Source organism: Pseudoalteromonas sp. NBT06-2, from assembly GCF_002276045.1.
Classification (GTDB): Bacteria; Pseudomonadota; Gammaproteobacteria; order Enterobacterales; family Alteromonadaceae; genus Pseudoalteromonas.
Map to the genome: position 1 here is coordinate 15,799 of NZ_NQMR01000009.1, position 20,324 is coordinate 36,122.

Annotated in this window: 21 protein-coding genes; 9 read left to right on the top strand and 12 right to left on the bottom strand. The window is 37.2% G+C overall.

The genetic code is table 11. The features are described from left to right. The first annotated feature begins 365 nt into the window (after nucleotides 1-365). The 8 genes from CJF42_RS03355 (at nucleotide 366) to CJF42_RS03390 (ending at nucleotide 6,614) form a co-directional block, all read left to right on the top strand. A complete protein-coding gene (locus tag CJF42_RS03355) occupies nucleotides 366-614 on the top strand; it encodes a helix-turn-helix transcriptional regulator (RefSeq protein ID WP_095365327.1) in 249 nt (82 codons plus the stop codon). A 3-nt stretch (nucleotides 615-617) separates the two neighbouring features. Beyond that, nucleotides 618-1,319 (top strand): hypothetical protein, encoded by a 702-nt coding sequence (locus tag CJF42_RS03360; RefSeq protein WP_095365328.1) that lies wholly within the window; start codon nucleotides 618-620, stop codon nucleotides 1,317-1,319. A 208-nt stretch (nucleotides 1,320-1,527) separates the two neighbouring features. Continuing rightward, the gene (gene tnpA / locus CJF42_RS03365; protein ID WP_095365329.1) at nucleotides 1,528-1,833 is read left to right on the top strand and encodes an IS66 family insertion sequence element accessory protein TnpA; all 306 of its coding nucleotides are present in this window, start codon (nucleotides 1,528-1,530) and stop codon (nucleotides 1,831-1,833) included. 358 nt (nucleotides 1,834-2,191) lie between these two features. Further along, nucleotides 2,192-3,259 (top strand): tyrosine-type recombinase/integrase, encoded by a 1,068-nt coding sequence (locus CJF42_RS03370; RefSeq protein ID WP_212668773.1) that lies wholly within the window; start codon nucleotides 2,192-2,194, stop codon nucleotides 3,257-3,259. Nucleotides 3,260-3,318: 59 nt separating this feature from the next. Continuing rightward, nucleotides 3,319-4,116, top strand: a complete 798-nt coding sequence (locus tag CJF42_RS03375) for a tyrosine-type recombinase/integrase (protein WP_212668774.1) — start codon at nucleotides 3,319-3,321, stop codon at nucleotides 4,114-4,116. Then, nucleotides 4,073-4,969, top strand: coding sequence for a tyrosine-type recombinase/integrase (locus CJF42_RS03380; protein WP_252097511.1), 897 nt, complete (start codon nucleotides 4,073-4,075; stop codon nucleotides 4,967-4,969). The genes CJF42_RS03375 and CJF42_RS03380 overlap by 44 nt, the downstream gene beginning before the upstream one ends. After that, entirely contained in the window at nucleotides 4,936-5,151 is a 216-nt protein-coding gene (locus CJF42_RS28410; RefSeq protein ID WP_252097512.1) for a tyrosine-type recombinase/integrase, read from the top strand. Before CJF42_RS03380 ends, CJF42_RS28410 begins: the two co-directional genes overlap by 34 nt. Before the next feature lie 425 nt (nucleotides 5,152-5,576). Next, on the top strand, nucleotides 5,577-6,614 hold the full coding sequence (locus CJF42_RS03390) for an IS481 family transposase (RefSeq protein ID WP_095365332.1): 1,038 nt from the start codon (nucleotides 5,577-5,579) through the stop codon (nucleotides 6,612-6,614). A gap of 14 nt (nucleotides 6,615-6,628) precedes the next feature. Here CJF42_RS03390 and tnpA (CJF42_RS03395) read toward each other — a convergent pair whose 3' ends face one another. The 3 genes from tnpA (CJF42_RS03395) to CJF42_RS03410 all read right to left on the bottom strand — a co-directional run bounded on the left by tnpA (CJF42_RS03395) (nucleotide 6,629) and on the right by CJF42_RS03410 (nucleotide 9,239). Continuing rightward, on the bottom strand, nucleotides 6,629-6,814 hold the full coding sequence (gene tnpA / locus CJF42_RS03395; protein ID WP_095365333.1) for an IS66 family insertion sequence element accessory protein TnpA: 186 nt from the start codon (nucleotides 6,812-6,814) through the stop codon (nucleotides 6,629-6,631). Nucleotides 6,815-7,025: 211 nt separating this feature from the next. Beyond that, nucleotides 7,026-7,948, bottom strand: a protein-coding gene (locus CJF42_RS03400; protein WP_502694770.1) for an IS1595 family transposase whose coding sequence is annotated in 2 segments (ribosomal slippage) — nucleotides 7,026-7,744 and nucleotides 7,744-7,948 — 924 coding nt in all. Because the reading frame shifts where the segments join, the coding sequence is not laid out codon by codon here. A 31-nt stretch (nucleotides 7,949-7,979) separates the two neighbouring features. Beyond that, nucleotides 7,980-9,239 carry an IS4 family transposase gene (locus CJF42_RS03410; RefSeq protein WP_095365336.1) on the bottom strand — a complete coding sequence of 420 codons (1,260 nt, stop codon included), beginning with the start codon at nucleotides 9,237-9,239 and terminating at the stop codon, nucleotides 7,980-7,982. A gap of 242 nt (nucleotides 9,240-9,481) precedes the next feature. On the opposite strand from CJF42_RS03410, the gene CJF42_RS27185 reads away from it, so the two are divergent. Next, the gene (locus CJF42_RS27185) at nucleotides 9,482-9,634 is read left to right on the top strand and encodes a hypothetical protein (protein ID WP_170940460.1); all 153 of its coding nucleotides are present in this window, start codon (nucleotides 9,482-9,484) and stop codon (nucleotides 9,632-9,634) included. Between the two features lie 142 nt (nucleotides 9,635-9,776). Here CJF42_RS27185 and CJF42_RS03415 read toward each other — a convergent pair whose 3' ends face one another. The 9 genes from CJF42_RS03415 to CJF42_RS03455 all read right to left on the bottom strand — a co-directional run. Continuing rightward, nucleotides 9,777-10,391: an NAD(P)H-dependent oxidoreductase gene (locus CJF42_RS03415; protein ID WP_095365337.1), complete on the bottom strand. Its 615-nt coding sequence runs from the start codon at nucleotides 10,389-10,391 to the stop codon at nucleotides 9,777-9,779. Further along, on the bottom strand, nucleotides 10,391-11,419 hold the full coding sequence (locus CJF42_RS03420) for a pyridoxal phosphate-dependent aminotransferase (RefSeq protein WP_095365338.1): 1,029 nt from the start codon (nucleotides 11,417-11,419) through the stop codon (nucleotides 10,391-10,393). The genes CJF42_RS03415 and CJF42_RS03420 overlap by 1 nt, the downstream gene beginning before the upstream one ends. Before the next feature lie 25 nt (nucleotides 11,420-11,444). Then, entirely contained in the window at nucleotides 11,445-12,182 is a 738-nt protein-coding gene (locus tag CJF42_RS03425; protein ID WP_170940461.1) for a 4'-phosphopantetheinyl transferase family protein, read from the bottom strand. Nucleotides 12,183-12,213: 31 nt separating this feature from the next. After that, the gene (locus tag CJF42_RS03430) at nucleotides 12,214-12,996 is read right to left on the bottom strand and encodes a thioesterase II family protein (RefSeq protein ID WP_170940462.1); all 783 of its coding nucleotides are present in this window, start codon (nucleotides 12,994-12,996) and stop codon (nucleotides 12,214-12,216) included. Between the two features lie 72 nt (nucleotides 12,997-13,068). Then, nucleotides 13,069-14,097, bottom strand: coding sequence for an isocitrate/isopropylmalate dehydrogenase family protein (locus CJF42_RS03435; RefSeq protein WP_095365341.1), 1,029 nt, complete (start codon nucleotides 14,095-14,097; stop codon nucleotides 13,069-13,071). Between the two features lie 74 nt (nucleotides 14,098-14,171). After that, on the bottom strand, nucleotides 14,172-16,139 hold the full coding sequence (locus tag CJF42_RS03440) for an aconitase family protein (RefSeq protein WP_095365342.1): 1,968 nt from the start codon (nucleotides 16,137-16,139) through the stop codon (nucleotides 14,172-14,174). A 12-nt stretch (nucleotides 16,140-16,151) separates the two neighbouring features. Continuing rightward, nucleotides 16,152-17,408 carry a LeuA family protein gene (locus tag CJF42_RS03445; RefSeq protein WP_170940463.1) on the bottom strand — a complete coding sequence of 419 codons (1,257 nt, stop codon included), beginning with the start codon at nucleotides 17,406-17,408 and terminating at the stop codon, nucleotides 16,152-16,154. A gap of 33 nt (nucleotides 17,409-17,441) precedes the next feature. Next, nucleotides 17,442-19,139, bottom strand: a complete 1,698-nt coding sequence (locus tag CJF42_RS03450; protein WP_095365344.1) for a cyclic peptide export ABC transporter — start codon at nucleotides 19,137-19,139, stop codon at nucleotides 17,442-17,444. Then, nucleotides 19,132-20,324, bottom strand: a 1,193-nt coding sequence (locus tag CJF42_RS03455) for a thioesterase domain-containing protein (protein ID WP_252097514.1), incomplete at its 5' end; no start/stop codon positions are given. The genes CJF42_RS03450 and CJF42_RS03455, both read right to left, overlap by 8 nt.

Here is a 20,324-nt window from a genome sequence, read left to right on the forward strand (position 1 = left end):
CCCAAATCGCAGCAAGCTCCGGGGAATTGAACCCCCAGAGATTAAAAGAAATGATTCCTCTAGTGCCAGATGAAGCGCTAATAAACGGCTATGAAGGTTTACTTGGTACTCAGAGGGTGTTGGTATTATTAATTGCCTGATGGCGCACAACAACTTATTCATGCCGTTGGATGTGCCTAGCCATTAAAGCAAGAGATTGAACAACCCAAGATTAATGAAATTAATCGTTTCACACTTCTTGATACAATGCACAAAATGAAACGCGTTGAAATACCATTTCCGCCATAGACTTAAAGCAGTGCTTGAGCTGTATTAATTATCTATGTATAATCATGCATGTTACTAGATACGATAATTTATGATTGATGATTGATTTTTCAGGCGTTGAACTCAAAAACCTAAGAAAAGAAGCTGGTTATACTCAAAAAGAACTAGCAGTAATAATTGGCATAAGCAGAGAAACTGTTGTTGCTATCGAAAATGAGCACCCTAAAACAATTGACTCTCTGAGTTTAGAAGTAGTAAATGCATGGTGGGTTACCTGTAGAAAATCTGTATCTGAATCTAGTCAATTGTCCTTCAAAGTTCAAGTAATGAAATTCTTTGGCATATAAAAGTTGTTTATTAAGCAATATATTAATAATTGGCTCACTAATGTTATAGCTGTTACATTCCTAACCCTAGCTTTACTCTCACTCGGAAATGCTGAATATTTCGACCGGATTTTTATTGTTTACTTAATTGGTGTTGCTTCATTAAATACTAAAAGTGTAAATATACTTACTATTATTTCCATCCTGATGTTCGAACGACTTATAGAAGAGTTAGTCTTCTTTTTTAATGCATTATACCTTGCTAAATTAATTACTTATATTTTATCAATGTTTTTTATTCGCTACTTTTGGTATGACTCAATAGTTAAGCGTTTAATTTTACCTGTTATAATCGTCTCATATGTAGCAGAAGTATTCTGGTATAAAACTGGATATGAATCACCGAGAATTAATTTTTATATAGGGATGATTTGGCTCAATATCATTACACGCCATCTGTTGTTTCTACGAGTGCCAATTACACAGAAAGTAATTTCAAAAAATGTGTCTCAAACCTCACTTGATTGGCAACTTTATTCTTTATCTAAATGGAATATAATAGTTATCGTATTGATGCTCACTGAATACATGATCAGACATTTAACTAGTTTTTCTCCTTTATCCGTTTATCATTCTTACCCATACACTATACAATTACTGTCTGTGGCTACTCTATTCTTTATCACAAACTTTGCTATTCAGCTTAGATTTAAAATTAATGCTTAGGTTCTGCACTACGGCCACTCATCGAACCAATTGTATTATTTCGTTTAATATGGGGCTTCTCCATATTAATAGTAAGTTTTAGCTTACCTTCAAAGAAGTTTCGACACTGATCACGAATTGCTTCTGCGTGAGCGTCCGATAAAACACACCTGCCATTAACCCCATCGAAATATTATGCTTTCATCACATTCAAAAAAGAGAAAGTATAATGCAACCAAACACCCATAAAAAATGGCTAGCGATTGTGGCGCAGCAAAAGCAAAGTACCTTAACGATTGAGCAGTTTTGCACTCAGCTTAAAATATCTCCTTCAACTTTTTATCAACGCAAACGTGAATTAACGATATTAACTCAGCCAGATTCTTCGTTCATAAAAGCCAGTATCACGCAAACAGTTGAGGTAGAAACACCAGTGCCGCCAATACAATTAACCTTAGGTGACGTTAATCTAACCTTGCCCTCACAAACATCTCCTCAATTTTTAGCCGCATTAATCAACGAGCTATCCTTATGAACATGTTCATCAATGTACCAGAGGTGTTCCTTTATCGTGACTTTGTCGATTTTAGAAATTATGTAGAGTGATCAGTTATGTGCAGCTACCACCTCAGAGTTGCAGTATATGGTACTTCGATTGAATAATTAATGTACATAATTACCTTCTCTCAAAATTGTCTAAGCTTCTAAACCACTTTGGGAGTTAGTAATGAAAAATCACACAATACATCAATAAATCTGGTCGGTTTCTCTTGCCAGGTAAATTAGAGCCTTATCTTTTAATCTACGCTCAAAAGTTATCAGAGCAAGGTTATACGAATTTATCTGTTAGAGGTTACATTGATTCCGTCTCACATTTTGGTACATGGCTAACTATGAATAAAGTTCCAATAGAGAATATTGATGTGAAAATTGTGGAGCAGTTTGCTAAACATCGTTGTCGTTGTCCTGGAGGACGAAGAAAAATATTATTGTCAAAAAAATATGTTAATCGTGTTAGAAAATTTATTGATTTTCTTTGTAAACATGGTGTTGTTTATGAAATGTTAAATAAGTCATTATTGGTGCCAAACGCTAATTTTCAAGAGTTTTTACAGCAGCGAGGGTTATCATCAATAACGGTTAAACATTATTCTGATTCTATCAATGTTATCTTGCCCTTATTGGGGCAAGAACCCAAAAATTATGATGCGAAGGTCATAAAACAAACCATATTGAAGCTTTCTAAACAGTATTCTCTAGCAAGACTTAAAAGTTTAACAACAGCATTGCGAAGTTATTTGCGATTCTTAGCTGTTAAAAAACAGTGTTTGCCAGATTTAGACAGAGCTGTGCCTACTGTGGCTAATTGGTCACTTTCCTCAATCCCTAAATATATTGTTGCAGAGGAAATTGAACAAGTTATAAATTCTTGTGATATACAAACTCCAAAAGGATTACGTGATCGCGCAATTATTCTATTGTTGTCGCGTATTGGGTTGCGAGCAGGAGACATTGTTGATATGAAGTTAGATCATATCGATTGGCATAATGGCTCTGTGCGCCTTGTGGGTAAGATGAATAGAGAAGATTGTCTCCCTTTATCACAGGATGTAGGTGATGCCATCCTCGATTATATTGAAAATGCACGGCCACCTGAAAAAATAGCAGAGGTATTTCTCTGTCTCAATGCCCCGCATAGACCATTTAGTTCATCGGTTGCCGTTTCATCGCTTGTTGCCAGCGCCATAAAACGCTCTGGTATCCCAACTCCTGCTTCATGTGGTGCTCATCTGCTACGCCACTCTGCCGCCACTCAAATGTTGCGAGCTGGTGCTACTTTAGAAACGGTATCATCAATTCTTCGTCACCGCTCCCTTGATATGACGGCATATTATGCAAAAGTTGACATCCCCATGTTGAAAACGATTGTGCAACCTTGGCCAGCGAGGGTAACACCATGATAAAAGATGAAGTTAATTCCTTTGTAGAAATGCAACAGGCGATGGGGTTCAAATTTAGGGTGCAGAACACCTTATTACAGCACTTCGCCCGATTTGCAGAGCAAAAAGGTGAAACCATCGTTCGTACTGAATCGGTTATTAAGTGGGCAGGGATGGCGCCTTCAGTTGTTCAAAAAAGAAACCGTTTGCTCACGGTACGTCGGTTTGCTCTTGCTGTGCAATCTGAAAATGATCAATACGAGATCCCTCCAGCAGATGTTTTTGGACATGAATGTGCAAAGCGTAAAATTAGACATCTATTTTCTTCTGAAGATATTAGAGGATTGCTCGTTGCAGCATCACAACTAAAGCCAAAAGGGACGATCAGACCAATAACCTACACGACTTTATTTGCATTACTTTCATCGACGGGATTACGAAGTTGTGAAGCAATCAGGTTAAATATCGATGATCTAACTATTGATGGCTTAATGATCAGAGCCACTAAATTTAGAAAAGATCGTTTGGTTCCGATACATTCTTCTACACGTCAAGCGCTTAAGGAATATTTGAACAAACGAAAACAGTGTAGTGCGTTGGAATCTGCATTTTTTGTTTCAAATAATGGATCGAGGTTGACCTACTCAACGATTATAAGCATTTACCTACAGTTGATGAGACACATCGGTTTGCGTACTAAAATCGGTATCCCTGGGCCATGCCTACATGATTTACGTCATAGCTTTGCAGTAAGATCATTAGAGCAATGCGGTGGAACACGGATTGAGATCTCTCGGCAAATTACAGCATTAAGTACTTACATGGGGCATGCACATGTATCAGATACTTATTGGTACTTACAGTCGACCCCTTACTGATGGCTCAAATATCAGCCGCGCAGGAAAACTGTTTTCTGAGGGAAGTAAAATGACAAACCTAGCACAATTTCTTAGTGCATATTTGCGAGAATATTTGCCTATGGAGCGACGAGCCAGTTTAAATACCAGTGAAACCTATGCTTATACATTCCAACTTCTTGTGAATTATGCTGCGAAACATTTTAGTATTTCGCCATCACAACTCACACTGGATCAATTAAATGTAGACCTCATTGTAAATTTTTTGAACTTTCTGGAAACTGAACGAGGAAATACGGCCCGTACACGCAATGCGCGATGTGCTGCGATTAAGGCATTCTTCAAATACCTTGAATATCGTAATGTAGCCGCTTTAGAGCAGTGCCGACAAATAAGTGCAATACCAGCCAAAAAAGCTGATGATAGGTTGGTTAATTTTCTAACAGCAGCAGAAATGCAGGTTTTACTGGATATACCAGACATCCATACTTCATCAGGTATACGCGATAGAGCAATGATATATCTTTGCTTTGCTGCAGGATTACGAGTATCAGAGCTTATTGGCATTCGCCTAAGTCAACTTGAATTGGACTCACAAACCACTATTCATGTTATTGGAAAAGGGCGTAAAGAACGGATCTTGCCATTATGGAAAGAAACAGTCGAAACGTTAAAAGCATGGATTGCTATCAGGCCAGATAATTCAACAACGCCTGAAGTATTTCTAAATAGCCAAGGAAGAGCAATGACACGTTCAGGATTTAGGTATATCTTGTCAAAGCATGCGAACAATGCAGTAGAGAAGCTACCATCATTGGCAAAAAAAGAATATCTCCCCATGTGTTGCGGCACAGTTGTGCAATGCAGACACTAAAAGCAACGCACGATATCCGAAAAGTTTCATTGTGGTTAGGTCATGCCGACTTAAGAAGTACTGAAATTTATTTAAGAGCTGATCCTGAAGAATCGCTATTGTCGGTGATCCCACCAAGCATTAGAAAAGGGAAATTCAAGGCACCTGATGAGCTAATGGCAATGTTACAAACAAAGAAATAATATCCTGATATTATGTACTGTGATCTGAGCTAAAGTGAAAGTAATAATGGTCATTTAGCAACAATTACTGCACATAACTGATCACTCTACATAATTACGAAAATCAACAAAATCCCGATGAAGATAAACCTCTGAAGGGTCAACAAACATCTTCAAAAAACTAATGCTCGTAACAATTGGCTTAGATAGGTGGCGGAAGTTGTACTTGGCAAGCAAACGTTAGCCTTACCCATGGTTAGCGTTATTGAGCCTTGCGCTTCAAGGATTTCCACTTGTTGAGTTATTTTGGCGCGAACAAAGTTACCTGACGTCAAGTGTATTAGTTCCGATTAGATCGTACATCTCACCTTGAAAAGTTGAGAGTTACCCGTTTTTATTAAGGTGTCGAATCTTAATTTTAAAAACGAAAAAAGGTAACTCTCACGTTGCATACTAACAACCCAATCATTAAACACAAAGCTGGTTTATTAAACTTAGCTGAAGAATTAAACAATGTTTCAAGAGCCTGTAAAGTCATGGGCGTATCACGAGACACATTTTATCGTTATCAAGAGCTGGTCGAAGAAGGCGGTATTGATGCACTGATAGAAAAGAATCGACGAACCCCAAATATCAAAAACCGCGTTGACGAAGAAACTGAAAAAGCTGTTTTAGCTTATGCTATAGAACAACCAGCCCACGGCCAGCATAGAACAAGCAATGAGCTGCGCAAACAAGGTATCTTTGTCTCAGGTAGTGGCGTTCGCTCGATTTGGCTACGTAATAACTTAGAAAACTTTAAGAAACGGCTTAAAGCTTTGGAAGATAAATTTGCCAATGAGGGGCTAATTCTTACAGATGCACAAGTTGCTGCACTTGAGAAGAAAAAGCATGATGATGAAGCTTGTGGCGAAATCGAAACAGCCCATCCTGGCTACCTTGGATCGCAAGATACCTTCTACGTTGGTAATTTAAAGGGTGTTGGCCGTATCTACCAACAAACCTTTGTCGATACCTACAGCAAAATAGCTTTTGCCAAGCTCTACGTTACCAAAACACCAATCACTGCTGCTGATATGCTCAATGATAAAGTTCTGCCTTATTTCGAGGCTCACGACCTCCCAATGTTACGCATACTAACCGACAGAGGTACTGAATATTGTGGCCGTGTTGAGCACCATGATTATCAGCTATATCTGGCGATTAATGATATTGACCATACGAAAACAAAAGCGATGTCACCACAAACGAATGGGATCTGTGAACGGTTTCACAAAACTATATTGAACGAGTTTTATCAGATCACATTCAGGAAAAAAATCTACTCAACAATGGAGAAATTGCAAAAAGATCTAGACGAATGGATGGATTACTATAACAATGAACGAACTCATCAAGGTAAAAAGTGCTGTGGAAGAACACCATTAGAAACTTTACTTGATGGAAAATCGATATGGGCTGAAAAGAATTTAGCTCAAATCTAAGCTGACAAGACACCCTAAAAATTGGGTAACTGTAAGATCAGGTCTGAGCTACTACACGTCAAGCCAAGTTTCTTTTTAACTGCATAAAAGCTCGATGTTGATAACTGCTGTTGTTGGCAAGAGTCAATGATGGTTAAGTCACTGGTTTGTTGATCATCAATGATGTTTTGCCATTGTTCTTGGCTACGCGTAATTCTCATGTTTATCTCCTAAATTAAGTCTGGGGATAACATACCGGAGATCAAACGCTAACAGCAGGTGCCGTTAGCTATACGCTTACGTTCTATTCTAGTAGTTATTCATAGGTTGGACATTAAGAGATAATTGGATTCAAGCCGAATTTTAATCGGCCTTTTTCCTTATCTCTTTTCGGCTGTGTTGTAGTTAAGTGTGGGTAAGCGAGAATTCATTTTATAAAGCCTCTTTTATCCATGTTTGATCTGAGTATTCTTTGTTATCTTCCATAAACCTAAACCAACTCAAATAATTCTCAATATAATCAGTACCTATGCCGTTAAAACGTTTCAGCCAACCTTTCCAACGCTTCATGTAATTATTTAGCGTTTGAACATGGTAAATACCGTCAATAACATGTTGATTATCAAGCCCTATTAATCGCTTATGATCAATGTCTAATTCTTCGGCAATACCTTTGTATGAAATATTACCATCGGTGCAAAGCACTGAGCCTGATGATAAAAGAGGCTTTAATTGAGCTTGAATGTTTTTCTTAGTATTACGCTCTAAAACCTTGTGTGATACAACACCACTGCGATCTAGCGCAATAAAGATAGGCACGAGTTTAATCCTTCCTCCACCTCGTTTACGCGATTTACGCTCGATTTTTCTTTTGCCTTTAAACGATTCAGGCAAAAAAGTTTCATCTGCTTCAATAATTCCTTTTAACTCTGACGGATTAAAACTGGCAGGTGCTTTTATGAACATATGTCGCCAACGAAATGACGTTCTAAGCGTTATATTCAAGGCTTTAGCCGACTTTCTAAGTGACACGCCATTCCACATCAATTTTGTGTATTCGATCCACTTATCAGCTTTTCTCATGCGATAAAGTGGCGAGTCTGCTAACGCATTAAAGGTTTTACAACACGATTTGCACTTAAAACGTTGAATTCCTTGTTTGTTATACCCCAACGATTTAATTCATGCGAATCACAATGAATACAATGAGAAATTGTTTCTTCATGGTCAGCAATAGATTGACCTACTTGGTTATTGGAGATATTTGATTCAACTTCATGGCGAAGTTTTTTTAGTTGAGAGTAGTTTAAGTGGGTAACGTGATGTAGTATATTTTGAAACTGCTTGGAAGCCATGTTGCACCTACCATTGTTGGGTTTCAGTACATTAAGTATAGTTCACCAACACCGAAATACAACACAGCCCTCTTTTCGGGTTCGCTCTTTGAGCATATTTTGACAAAAAATTGATAGTTTTTTGCCATGTTCGTTTCAATGTCGATATCACGCCTTGTGTTATCGACTCCATTAATTGATAAAACCAACCTTGAGTGTTTTTTGCTACCATAAATGTTGATAACTCAATACCTGCAAGCTGCTGAACGCTCATGCCTACTCGTCGCTTTACTAACAACGCCAATAAACTTGCCCACACCAAACCTTCCATCATAGTCGCGCTTCTGGTGTTGAATTTTTGAAGGTTACAATATGATTTCCATTCCTTAAACAGTAACTCTATTTGCCACCGTAGACTGTAGAGCTTTATTACCGCTTCAGCGCTAAATTTTTCTCGACTTAAATTGGTTGCCCAATAAGTCGGCTCACTTTTTCCTTTAGGCCAACTAGCAATCAACCGATAATTCGTTTTACCTTCCACATCCATATCGACAATAACACTACGGCGAATATGCTTTTTAACGTCTTTTTGTTTCTTCTGTGAAAACCTTTTTAATGCTTTACCGTGGCGATTATAGGCGGAAACAACGACTGGATTAACAGTCGTTCTCACACGGACAATATAGAAACCTCCTGCGATATCGATTGATTCTAAATACGATAACTTGAAGTATCCTCTATCCGCTAGAAACAATGTCTCGACTAACGATTGAGCATCGGGTAAAAAATCATATTCAGCTTGGCTATCTGGACTCACTGATATTTCTTCTGGGTAACCTTTAAGTACATCCCAACTCACATGCACTTCTATTGCCACAGGGCTTATTTTAGTAAAGCGGCCTTTAAAGGTCTCTTTTAAACTATCATGCACTGCGAACGAACTTCCATCTTGCAACACAATGCGTTTAAAGTCGGACAGTGTGGTGTCTGTACCGAGTATTTGTTGTTGCCATTCACTTAACGCCACATCGACCAGTGATTTCATCAATAAGCTAAACTCAGGTTTACTCAACTGATTGTGAAATGGCTTATATTGAACATCTGTTTCCGTCAATTTTACAAAATAACGGTGTAAATCTGTCACGGTGCTTACAGATTTATCACCTAAAGCGGTTATTAACGACATGACTAATTCGAAGGGCTTTATTATGCGCTTACGGCTACAAAAACGGCTTGTTTTACCTATTTCGTTAATATTAAAATCGTTAAGCACTTTCGTTATTTTGTTTGACTCAGTATTATGTTTATTCATGCTCTGCTTTTGGGGTAGATAGTGGTTTGGCGATTACTATCAGATCAAATTCAGAGCATGAATTCAATTGTTTTATTCCTTAAGATCCAACCTATGAGTAGTTATTAAATATATCTTATTTTTTTCTTTGATGTGTGGGTGTGGGTTAAAATCCACATACATATCTTGATTTTCAACTAAATCCCTGAATAAATGGCGTGGATCAAAATCCACTTACCATTAAATTATTTAGGACATTATAAATGAAGTATTTACAAGTAACTATTTTAATCGCTGTTATTGGCTTTAGTAGCCCTACCTTCGCTACTGGAAGTAAAAGAGTTCCACCATTAGCTATAGAAAGTACAGAGCAAAGCTTAATAGAAATTATGATTGATGTTTTCACTTTTAAATAAACTATTTATTTAAGATAGTTAATTTCTCACAAAGAACACAAGTGGATTGCAATCCACCTGCGTTCTTGTTTGATGAGTAGTACGCAACATGAAATGCGAGATCTAGCTTGAACTGAAATAGTTAAAGATAATACCTCCGAAGTTAAAGTAGGTTTTTTATTAGATGTTGCCTATAGTTCAATAACATAGTTTCGCGCACTTTTTCAGTCTCTCGTTGTACACCATGAGCAATAAAAGGAGGGAGGCATTCCCATCCAATAAATCCAAAAACATCATGATATAAACCGTCTATCTTTCGCTTATAATAATCACGCTCGTCTTCATTTTCAGCACCACCAGTCGTAATGGAGTACATTACTTTTTTCTTTCCTAACCTACTTTTTTCACCATATGCAAATCCAGATGTTAAGACACGATCTATCCACCCCTTTAAAATTGCAGGAAAAGACCACCACCACAATGGGAACTGTAATATTAATACATCTGCACTATCTAACTTAGATTGCTCAATTTTGATACTAGTTTCAAAATCATCATTTTCTATTGCCCACCGTTGAGCAGCAGCTAGCTGAAAGGTACCATCTACAGGGAAGTTTGGTGAGTCTTTTTTCCCTGCGACCGCAGAAAAATTGATATGGTATAAATCACTTTCTCCTATTGATATTTCATTAGCTTCAAAGGTCTGCACAGCAGTTTGGTGCAGCGCATGGTTAAACGAATTATTTTCTGGGTGAGCTATAATCAAATGGACTTTCATTATCTATTTACTCCTTTAACATCTATTAAAAATTCTTTCACTAAACTGAATAACATCACTAATTCATCGTGTTTTCCTATGGTTACTCGCAGAAAACCTACTCCATGTTCATCAACAAAAAACTTTGTAAAGATGCCCTTAGCAGATAAAAACTTATATAGTGTTTCCATATTAGTTAAAAATCGAATCAAAACAAAGTTGGTTTTTGACTCAACATACTCCCCTCTTAGCTGCTCAACGCATTCATAAATAAATTTTTTCTCTTGTTCTGCGTGTAAAAAACTCGTTTTTATGTGTTCAAAATCATCTATTGCCGTACTGGCCGCTATTTGAGAAACTGTATTCGTATTATAGGGAGCTCTATACTGTTCTATATTTTTGATAACTGTTTCACCTGCAATGCAATAACCGATTCTAAGTGCAGCTAAACCGTATATTTTAGAAAAGGTTCGTGTGAAAATCACATTATTAAGCAAGTCTGTAATTCTACATATATGATTGGAGCTATCCAATATTGCGTATTCAATATATGCCTCATCAATTACAACAATAATATTTTTTGGCAGTTCAGCTAACCATGCTTCAATTTCTTCTATTGCTATAAATGAGCCCGTAGGATTATTAGGATTAGCAAGAAAAATTATGGATGTTTTATCAGTAATTCTCTGACTAATTTGACTTAAATTAATTTTAAAGTTATTTAACGGAGATTTGACAACTTTTGCACCAGCAAGTTTAGCTGCAAAGTCAAAGCCTTCGAAAGATGAATGAGGTATTATAATTTCTGATGTTGGAGAACTGTAATACCTAGCTATCATAAATAGTAATTCGTCAGAGCCGTTACCGAACATTACTTGATCAGGACTAACACCATTTCTTTGGCTTATCTTATCAATTAAGTTCAACGGCCTTGAGTTTGGGTATTGGTGTATTTTTAGACTTTGCTTAATCGAGTTATGGACTAGGTAACTACACCCCAGAGCATTCTCATTTTTATCTAACTGAATAATTTTGTTTGTTTGATTCATAATATAGTTAATATTCTCCAATTTTTTACTTGAGTTTATCGGAAGTAAATCTCCCAACGATTTGGGTTAATAATGTGTCACGAGACACTGAAAATGAACAAATAAAAACTTCTTCTTTAAACCCAAAAATGTTTAATCTCATAGTGATACTTCTATTTTTATACGAAAAGCCAATGATTTCTGAATCACTAAAGTCAAGGTATTTATTTACATACGGAAACACTGCTTTGAATAAGCTTTCCTTAGCTGAAAAACATATACTTATTAGCCGACTTAAACTTAAGTTGCATTTTGACAAAAACATTCGCTCCCTCTCATTAAGCACAATGTGTTTTATTTCCATTGCAACTTTTGGTTCCAACCAAACTTCAACGTCTACTCCTAAATAGTCATTGTCAACTTTAAGGGATGCCATACACACAATTTGGCTATCCGTATGAGAAATTGAAGCTACAACCCCCTCTGGCCAGATAGGATTGCGATAGCTGCCAATTGGAATTTCAAGGTTATCATAACCAATCTCCGCCAAAACACGCATTGCACCATAGCGTCCAGCTAAAAATTCTGCTTGTCTTTTTATTACAGAACCTTCTATAACGCTTGGTAACGAAATACCATACTGCGTGAATAATTGCAGCTCATACTGAGCACAATCAAACACGCCATAAAAGATCGAAATTTTTGCATCAAGATCAAAAAGTAAAGTCTCTTGCAAAATAAAAGGTTCACAGCATGCAATCTCATCCGCTTTATTATTTAGCATCTTTTTCATACCTGTGAAGTATTAAAAGCAATCACACCACTGAACTCGCCAAATATAAATTTGGGAGTTCAAATACTTGTTTACTAATAATTGAATTTATTGCGTCTAAAACAGATGCTCGTTCACTTTCCACAAAAAAGTGTCCACCTTCGATGTTAAGAACTGTTACACCAAGATGAGTCAGTTCACCCCAAGCCTCAAGAGAGTCCTTAGGAACACCGATGTCGTCTATGCCTCCTAGCACAGTTATAGGGCATGTAAGTAAATATTTTTTCGTCCTATAATTTTCCGCTATTTTGAAATCAGCTCTTAATAGTGGAAGCAGCAATTCAATTAATTCATCGTTTTGAAGAATTTCTTCTGGTGTGCCACTGAGCTTACGTAGTTCAATTACAAACTCTTTTAATGGTAAATTATGAATGTGGCGCTTATTACTTGCTAAATGTGGTGCTCTACTACCAGATGCAATAAAATGCATCGGCATTGGATAACCTAGTTTTTGTAGCTGTACCGTGAACTCATAACCCACCCGACTTCCCAAGCTATGTCCAAATAAAAAATATGGGATATGCGTTAGATCAGATGCATACTTGAGGAGCTCACCAACCAATTCCTGCATGTTATCAATAGGTTCTTCAAGGATTCTATTTGCTCGACCAGGAGGTTGAATTGATATGATTTCTATATCATCTGAGATATTATTGTGCCACTCTTGATATGTTGAAGCATTGCCTGCGGCATAGGGAAAACATATAAGTCTAGCTTTAGGGTTTTGTTTAGGTTTTTGTATAACAAACCATTTGTTTTTTTTCAAAACGCGTCCTTTTATTTTATTAGAGCACTAAAATTCAATTACTATAATAGTATTACGTTGGATTGAAAAACGTTATAACATTCTACTAATAATATATTCCCCAACTTGACTGGTTGTGTGTTTTCCATCCAAATCGGGTGTGGTAATATCCTGTGAAATACTTTGTTTTATAGCATATAGTAGCTGTTCACATTCATCTAACAAACCAACGTGTTTGAACAACATAGCTAATGTAGCGAAAGCAGCCAAAGGATTAGCTCGTTCCATTCCTACTATATCTGGTGCAGAACCATGCACCGGTTCAAACAACCCAATTCCATTACCATTCACATTTGCACTTGAAAGTAAACCGAGACCACCAACAAGACCAGCCCCTAAGTCGCTCAAAATATCGCCAAATAAATTAGACGTAACAACCACGTCAAAACGCTCAGGTTGCGCGACCATAATTGCGCAAGCAACATCAACATGTTGATACTCACCCACTATATTAGGGTATCCTTTTGATATTTCGTCGAAAACAGATAGCCATAATTGCCCTCCGTTTGGTATTGCATTATGTTTGTCCACTAACGTTACTTTTTGGCGATTATTTTTTACTGCATATTCAAATGCATACTCTACAATTCGGCGAACCCCTGCTCGAGTATGAATGCGTTCATCTATAGCCACTTCATCAATTTGACCAGCCTTAAACCTCCCTCCCAGACCTCGGTACAGGTCTTCAGTATTTTCACGAACAATAACAATATCGATATTGTTCGCAATTTCTGGACGCAAAGGACTGTGGTTAACATCCAGCAGCTGTATAGGGCGAACATTAGCGAACAGATCTAAATCAAATCGCATCTTGAGTAAAATATCTTTACCATGTTCCATTTTGGGTAATCTGGGATCACCAAGAGCACCAAAGTATATTGCGTCAAATGTTCTTAGCTCTTCTAATTGTTGATCACTAATTCCTTGCTTATGCTGCAACCAATAATCTGCATCATAGTTGAATATTTGATAACTGACGCCTAACGCGTCCATTAATTTACATCCTTCGGCAACTACTTCTTTTCCAATTCCATCACCAGGAATAACCGCTATTTTTTTCATACTGACCTTATAAACCTATATAGAATGAGAGTAAAATAGTATGGAAACCACTTACTCTTGCAACAAAACAATTATTAACTGTAAGCTTGTTTTAACTCATTAAAACCACAAACAAAACCAGTAATAGCTGACGCTGCGACCGTAAATGGTGAAGCTAAGTACACCTTTCCAGGTCCTGAACGACCAGGGAAATTTCGATTAATTGCGCTAATGGATACCTGACCTTTATGATCCGAGACTCCCGACCCCGCGTTAATACATGCTCCACAAGATGGCTCAATGGTCATAACGCCAACCTTACTAAATAAATCTAGATACCCTTTTGTCGCAGCATATTTTTTCACCTTTTGGCTACCAAACTGGATATAACATTTAACATTACCGTTAACTTTTATTTCTTTGTCTTGACAGAATTGAAACACTTCAGCGTACATATCCATATCTTCCTCTTTACCTCCTGTACATGATCCACCGTATGCAATATCTACATTGATTTCACCGTGTTCCTCACGAATTTTGCTAAGAGCAACTCCATTACGAGGATCTCCAGGAAGTGCAATTGTCGGTTCTATTTCGCAGAGATTTATTTCAATTTGATGTACAAATTCTGCATCACTATCACTACAAATTAATTGACTTTCATCGAAGCTATCTAAAGGCGCTCGTTGTTTGAGATATGCTAATGTAATTTCATCCGCTTCAACTATTCCAGTCATAGCGCCAGCTTCCACTGCCATGTTGGTTAGCGTAGCTCTCTCATCAATATTGAAGCTTTTTAACCCTTCTCCGGTATACTCCATCACTTGCCCAATAGCTTTTCCTTGTTTGAAATAATCGTCAGACATTATCTCTAAAATCACATCTTTTGCAGACACTCCTGAGCGTAATTTTCCCGTCACTACAATTTTAATTGTCGATGGCACTCTTAATTGCACATCTTTTGTCAAAAATGCATTAGCCATATCAGTCGAACCGACACCAAAGGCAAATGCACCTATTGCTCCAGCCGTACAGGTATGACTATCAGTCCCTATAATTAACTGCCCTGGTAAAGCAATATCTTCAAGTACAGCGTTGTGACAAATAGCTAAACTGCCACTTTGTGGTAATTCGTCATACAAGGTTATCCCCTGTTCTTCACAAAACTCTTTTTGTTTAACAGCAAGGTTTGCAGCCAGTGGAATAAGGTGAGACTTTTCCGCTGACTTTGATAAAACTTCTCCCACAAATGTAAGGTGATCACGAAATGCAAAAATACTTTCGCGCTCTGTAACCTTAGCGTCCTTACCAAAGTTTGAATAAAACAAGTTTGCTAACATCGCCGTTACATAGTCATGTGAAAAGCGTACATCTACTTCACAAAATGCTGCATCACCTGGTTTGACTGATCCCATTCCTTGCGTTGTTTCAAGGTTGACACTGTTTTTAACTATGATTTTCTCAGCAATGGTCATGCCACGCTTTGGCGTGTTAATTTGAGGCAGAGACAATTCACCATGTAAACGTGCTAAGTTGTATTTAAACAATCCCCCCATTTCAATAATTTTTGTACTTATTGGATCCAACCCTTTAGTAAATTCCTGAATACTGATCGACTCACCTTTCTCTATCTTTTCTAACAAGCTAAAATCAGTGCTTGTTAATAAACCAATATTACGACAGTTCTGAGCATAAATTTTTTCAAAACTCTTCGCTATTATTAGTTTAACTCCAGCCATTTTTTCAGAGTAAGGCGCTGTTTCTCTTGATGAGCCACACCCTTTGGACAAACCACTCACTAATACATCAACCTTGGCTGACTTTATTGTATCTTTTTGAATCACACCATTACGCAAACCTACTAGGCAATAATCACCTAGTGTCTCGTCGTACCAAAAACAAGTCCAACCAGGCGTTATCTCATCTGTTGATATGCTATTAATCAGCTCATGCTGATTTCCACTATCTAGTGTGTTCCCATTTAGTTGTTTAATTAATTCCTCACTGTCTTCAGTAAGGAATAAAAAGCGATTTTCAAATTTAAGGTTTTGTTTTTTTGACATTATATAGTTCTTCTAAGAAACGTTTACGTTGCGAGCTAAAAAATCAAAGATATCTTTATCTTCAAGAGCTTGTCTCTTTGACTTAGCATGTAAGAGTATAGAGGCACTAGTGTCCTCGTTCATATGTAAATTATTTTTATTCATCCAAAATTGGACATTTGACCGTCCACTCGTTTTATTAATTCTCACATTTTGCTCCAAACCAAATTCAGACGCAGGAACAGATGAATAAACTAGATCGGCAAGTTTATTACTGCCTCTTTCGTATGATTTAAGTATTGCTGAGGCATGTACTCCAGACGCGGTAGTAAATACTGTTGTACCTAATAAAGGGTAATTTTCATCAATTTTTCTACTAAACCAAGATGAGCACTTCTCTATGAAAGGAACAAGGCTTTTTGATGTTTCACAAAATTCACTTTCTAATAGCCTGTTCAAAACAAGCAATTCAATCGCAGTATTTCCTGCTCGCTCACCTATTCCTAACACAGTACCATGAACGCCATCGCATCCTGACATCCATGCCTGCATTCCATTGGTCAGGCTATATCCTCGGTCATTGTGCCCATGCCACTCAAGCTTTACTTCCCCTTTGGCAAATCCTGGCAGGTTTCTTACAAAGCTTACAATATTATCTACCCCACTTAAGGCTGATTGACCAACAGTGTCACATAACGTAAAACGCTTACAGCCAAGTTCTTTAACTGATTCGAGCAAAGCTTTTATATTTTCAGGCTTGCTTCTGGTCGTGTCTTCTGTCACAAAGTTAACATCTAATCCTTCGTTCAACGCAAAAGACACAGCCTCCCGAGATTGTTCCATGATGAAATAGTCGCACCAATTTTCAACCACTCTTCTTATAGGGCTTATTCCAATAAATGTTGTAACCCCAAGAGCTACCCCTGATTTATCTTGAATCTGTGCAACCGGGGCAATATCTGATGTTAACGTCCGTGCCGCACAATAAGGTTCAATTTTAAAACCTTCACGTTTAATAAATCGACACATTTCTAGAGTATCTTGATAAGCTTGTTCACCTGATGCTGGAAAACCTAAACACACCCTCGAAATACCAATTTTTTCTAATCCTTCAATAAACTCTAACTTTTGACCTATTTCTGGATCTGTTACTGACGGATCTTGTAAGCCATCACGTAAACTTTCATCACAAATGTAGTGTTCGTCTTTATTAATTCCTTGAGGTTTATTCCAACAAAATAGTGAATTTTCTACTTCCTGCTCCCAATTCAATTCTAACTTCGAAGCCATTTTCTTATCCGCGAATTTATCCATTTGATATCCCTAATTTTGTAACCGAATTGTGTCATCGACTGTAATAGTCCGCTCATTAAAAAGCTCTTTACTTGAAAACATTTTGAGTGCTTCATAGTCAAGCTCAGTGCATAATCCCTGTTCAAATTTTATAATCCTGTCTGCGGCGTCAAAATATGCATCATCATGCGTTATTGCGATGACCGTTTTTTTTCTTGCTTTAAGCTCAGGTAAAATTTCTCGATAAAATAGTTCTCTAAAATATGGATCTTGTTCCGCAGCCCATTCATCAAATATAAAGATAGGGGCATCGCTTATATATGATTGTATAAGTGCCAGTCTTTTTTCTTGGCCAGATGAAACATCCGTGCTTGATAATTTCCCGTTGTTAACAGAAATCCGACTAGAAAGATTAAATCTTTTAAGGTAGCTTAAAACGAGTTCATCGTCTGCCAACTTACCTTCGTGATCCAGCACTTGCTCAAATAGGTGACAATCAGAAAATACAGCTGTGAAGTGACTTCTGTACCAATCTAAATTATCTTCAGAAACTATTTGTCCGTCTAAAGAGACCACACCTTCTTTCTTACCGTATAATGTAAGTAGGTTTTTTATAAATGTAGTTTTACCGCTACCATTACCTCCAACGATAAATAAAACCTCAGACTGTTTTATATTGAAATCTATCGGCCCTATTGCGAAATTACTTTCAGATTCATCATCTTGGTAATTATAAGTAAGTCCTTTTATATCTATATTGCAAAAACTTTTCGGACGGATAAATTGGTTATCAATTTCACTTGGTGCCTGTCTGTTTTTATTAAGCCCCAAGTTATCTACTTTCTTCATTCCAATTACAGCTCGTGCAATTGCTTGATTTGCGTTCATCAAAAAACCTATGGAGCCAGAGATATAAACCAATATAAAAATAAAAGAAGCTAAAATACCAGCACCTACTGGAAAATATAACTTTGAAACTACGACCAAAACAGCCAAGGCAAAAAACAAGATTAAATTGGTCCAATTAACACTTATATTCCAATATAGCTGAGCCTCATTTTCTTTTTTGCGTGCATTATCTATTTCGGTATTTAAACGTTGGTTAAGAAAAAAATTCCTTTGATGTGCACTTAAATTGAATTCTTTGCTGCCTTCAACTAACGACCTAAAACTTTTAAACAAGACATCTTCCATCTCACGAGACTCTTGTGCAGATACCAACCCGTACTTCATAATTAAATAAGCAATACCAATCGCAAACCCTAAAATAAGAATGAGAACGGTAAAGAGTTCCGGAGAAAGAAACCCAAGGTATACTAAACAGACAACCACTGTCGCTAGGTTAAAAATTGCGACAGGAAACACAGCTAGCCCTTGTGAAATTTTGGTAATATCTGCTGTGAGTGCAACATAAATTTTATGTGCTCCAATTCTTTCGACTTCTTCATAAGATTTATCTAACATCCATGAAGAAATTGACGTTCTCAACGTCTTAACGATTCTGGAACTCAACAATGTCAACAAATGCTGAGCTATAACTCCTAGTACAAACAACCCAATCAATGCCATTAAAAATGGCAAAGCAACATCCGTAATATCTTTTACATCATTGTTAACACTATCATTTATTCGAATAATCAAATATAGACTAAATAAAGAGCTGCATGCCCCTATAAATGACGCTAATACAATCATCCTTTTATTTTTTAGTAAAAGCTCTCTAACCACCTTGTAACTCCTTTATATGTTCGTTGTACGCACCTTCGATATATGTACTAGTCTCATCGACTCTGTTTTTTTGCATAATTGATTGATGAGTACCTTTGACTTTAATAACCTTTATATTAGGCATAACAACTCGCCAGCCATCACTGTGACGCTTACCTGTTTGTGATTCACTTGCTTCAATAAATGTGGCCGCTATATCACTTCCACTAGGTTCATATGAAGCAAGGACCTGATAGTGACGATTAATGATTTCAAATCGAAACTTCAAATCTTCTAAAGTAAATGAATCAGGTAACGTACCTCGCTGCTTACCAATATCGAGTAAGTACTGCTGTTGTGCATCAAAAGAAAGGCCTTCAATATTTGCTAGGCTATCTAGTTCAAATAATCCCTCTTCTAAAGCTATATTATTGAGGATTTCCTGCTCATTCAGCTGATAGTTGTCATCAAATACCCAACCACTATCGACCAGCAATGTAGAAACAGTCTCTCCAAGATTATGCAGTTCAACGGCAATTTCGTAAGCCAACACCCCACCCAAGGACCAACCTGCAATAAAAAACTTCCCTGAGAGTTGTAATTGCTTAATAACATTAAGGTAATAACGCATGACTTCAGGCATAGTCGTAAAGTGACAATTTACAGCTTGTAACCCAACAACGGGTATACTTTCATTAAATGACTCAATAAAATCACCGTACGAAGCCGCATAGCCACCTAAGGGAGGTAACATGAATATAGGCGAAGTCATTTCTAGCCCTTTATTGAGCATAACAATCGTACCGTTATTAATCAGTTCACTATACACATCACTAAATTCTTTCTGACTTCCGTCCAATAAAAGTGAAATTTCTTTGATACTCGTTTTAGTGATAATTGATTTAAATTCTAGCTGTTTATTCCATAGCTTTTGAATTTGAAAATGCATATTTGCAAGTAATAATGAACTTCCACCCAAGTCAAAAAAATTAGCATTGGTACTGATGGTGTTTATGTCAATATTTAATAACTTGGACCAAATTTCCGCTAAAGACTGTTCCACGTCATTTTCTGGTGCAGTGATTTCGTCTTGTAACAAAGACATTTCTGGCTCTGGTAAGCGTTTTTTATCTACCTTGCCATTGGTTGTCAGCGGCCACGCTTCAATCAGCACAAATGCACTCGGCACCATATAATCAGGTAATG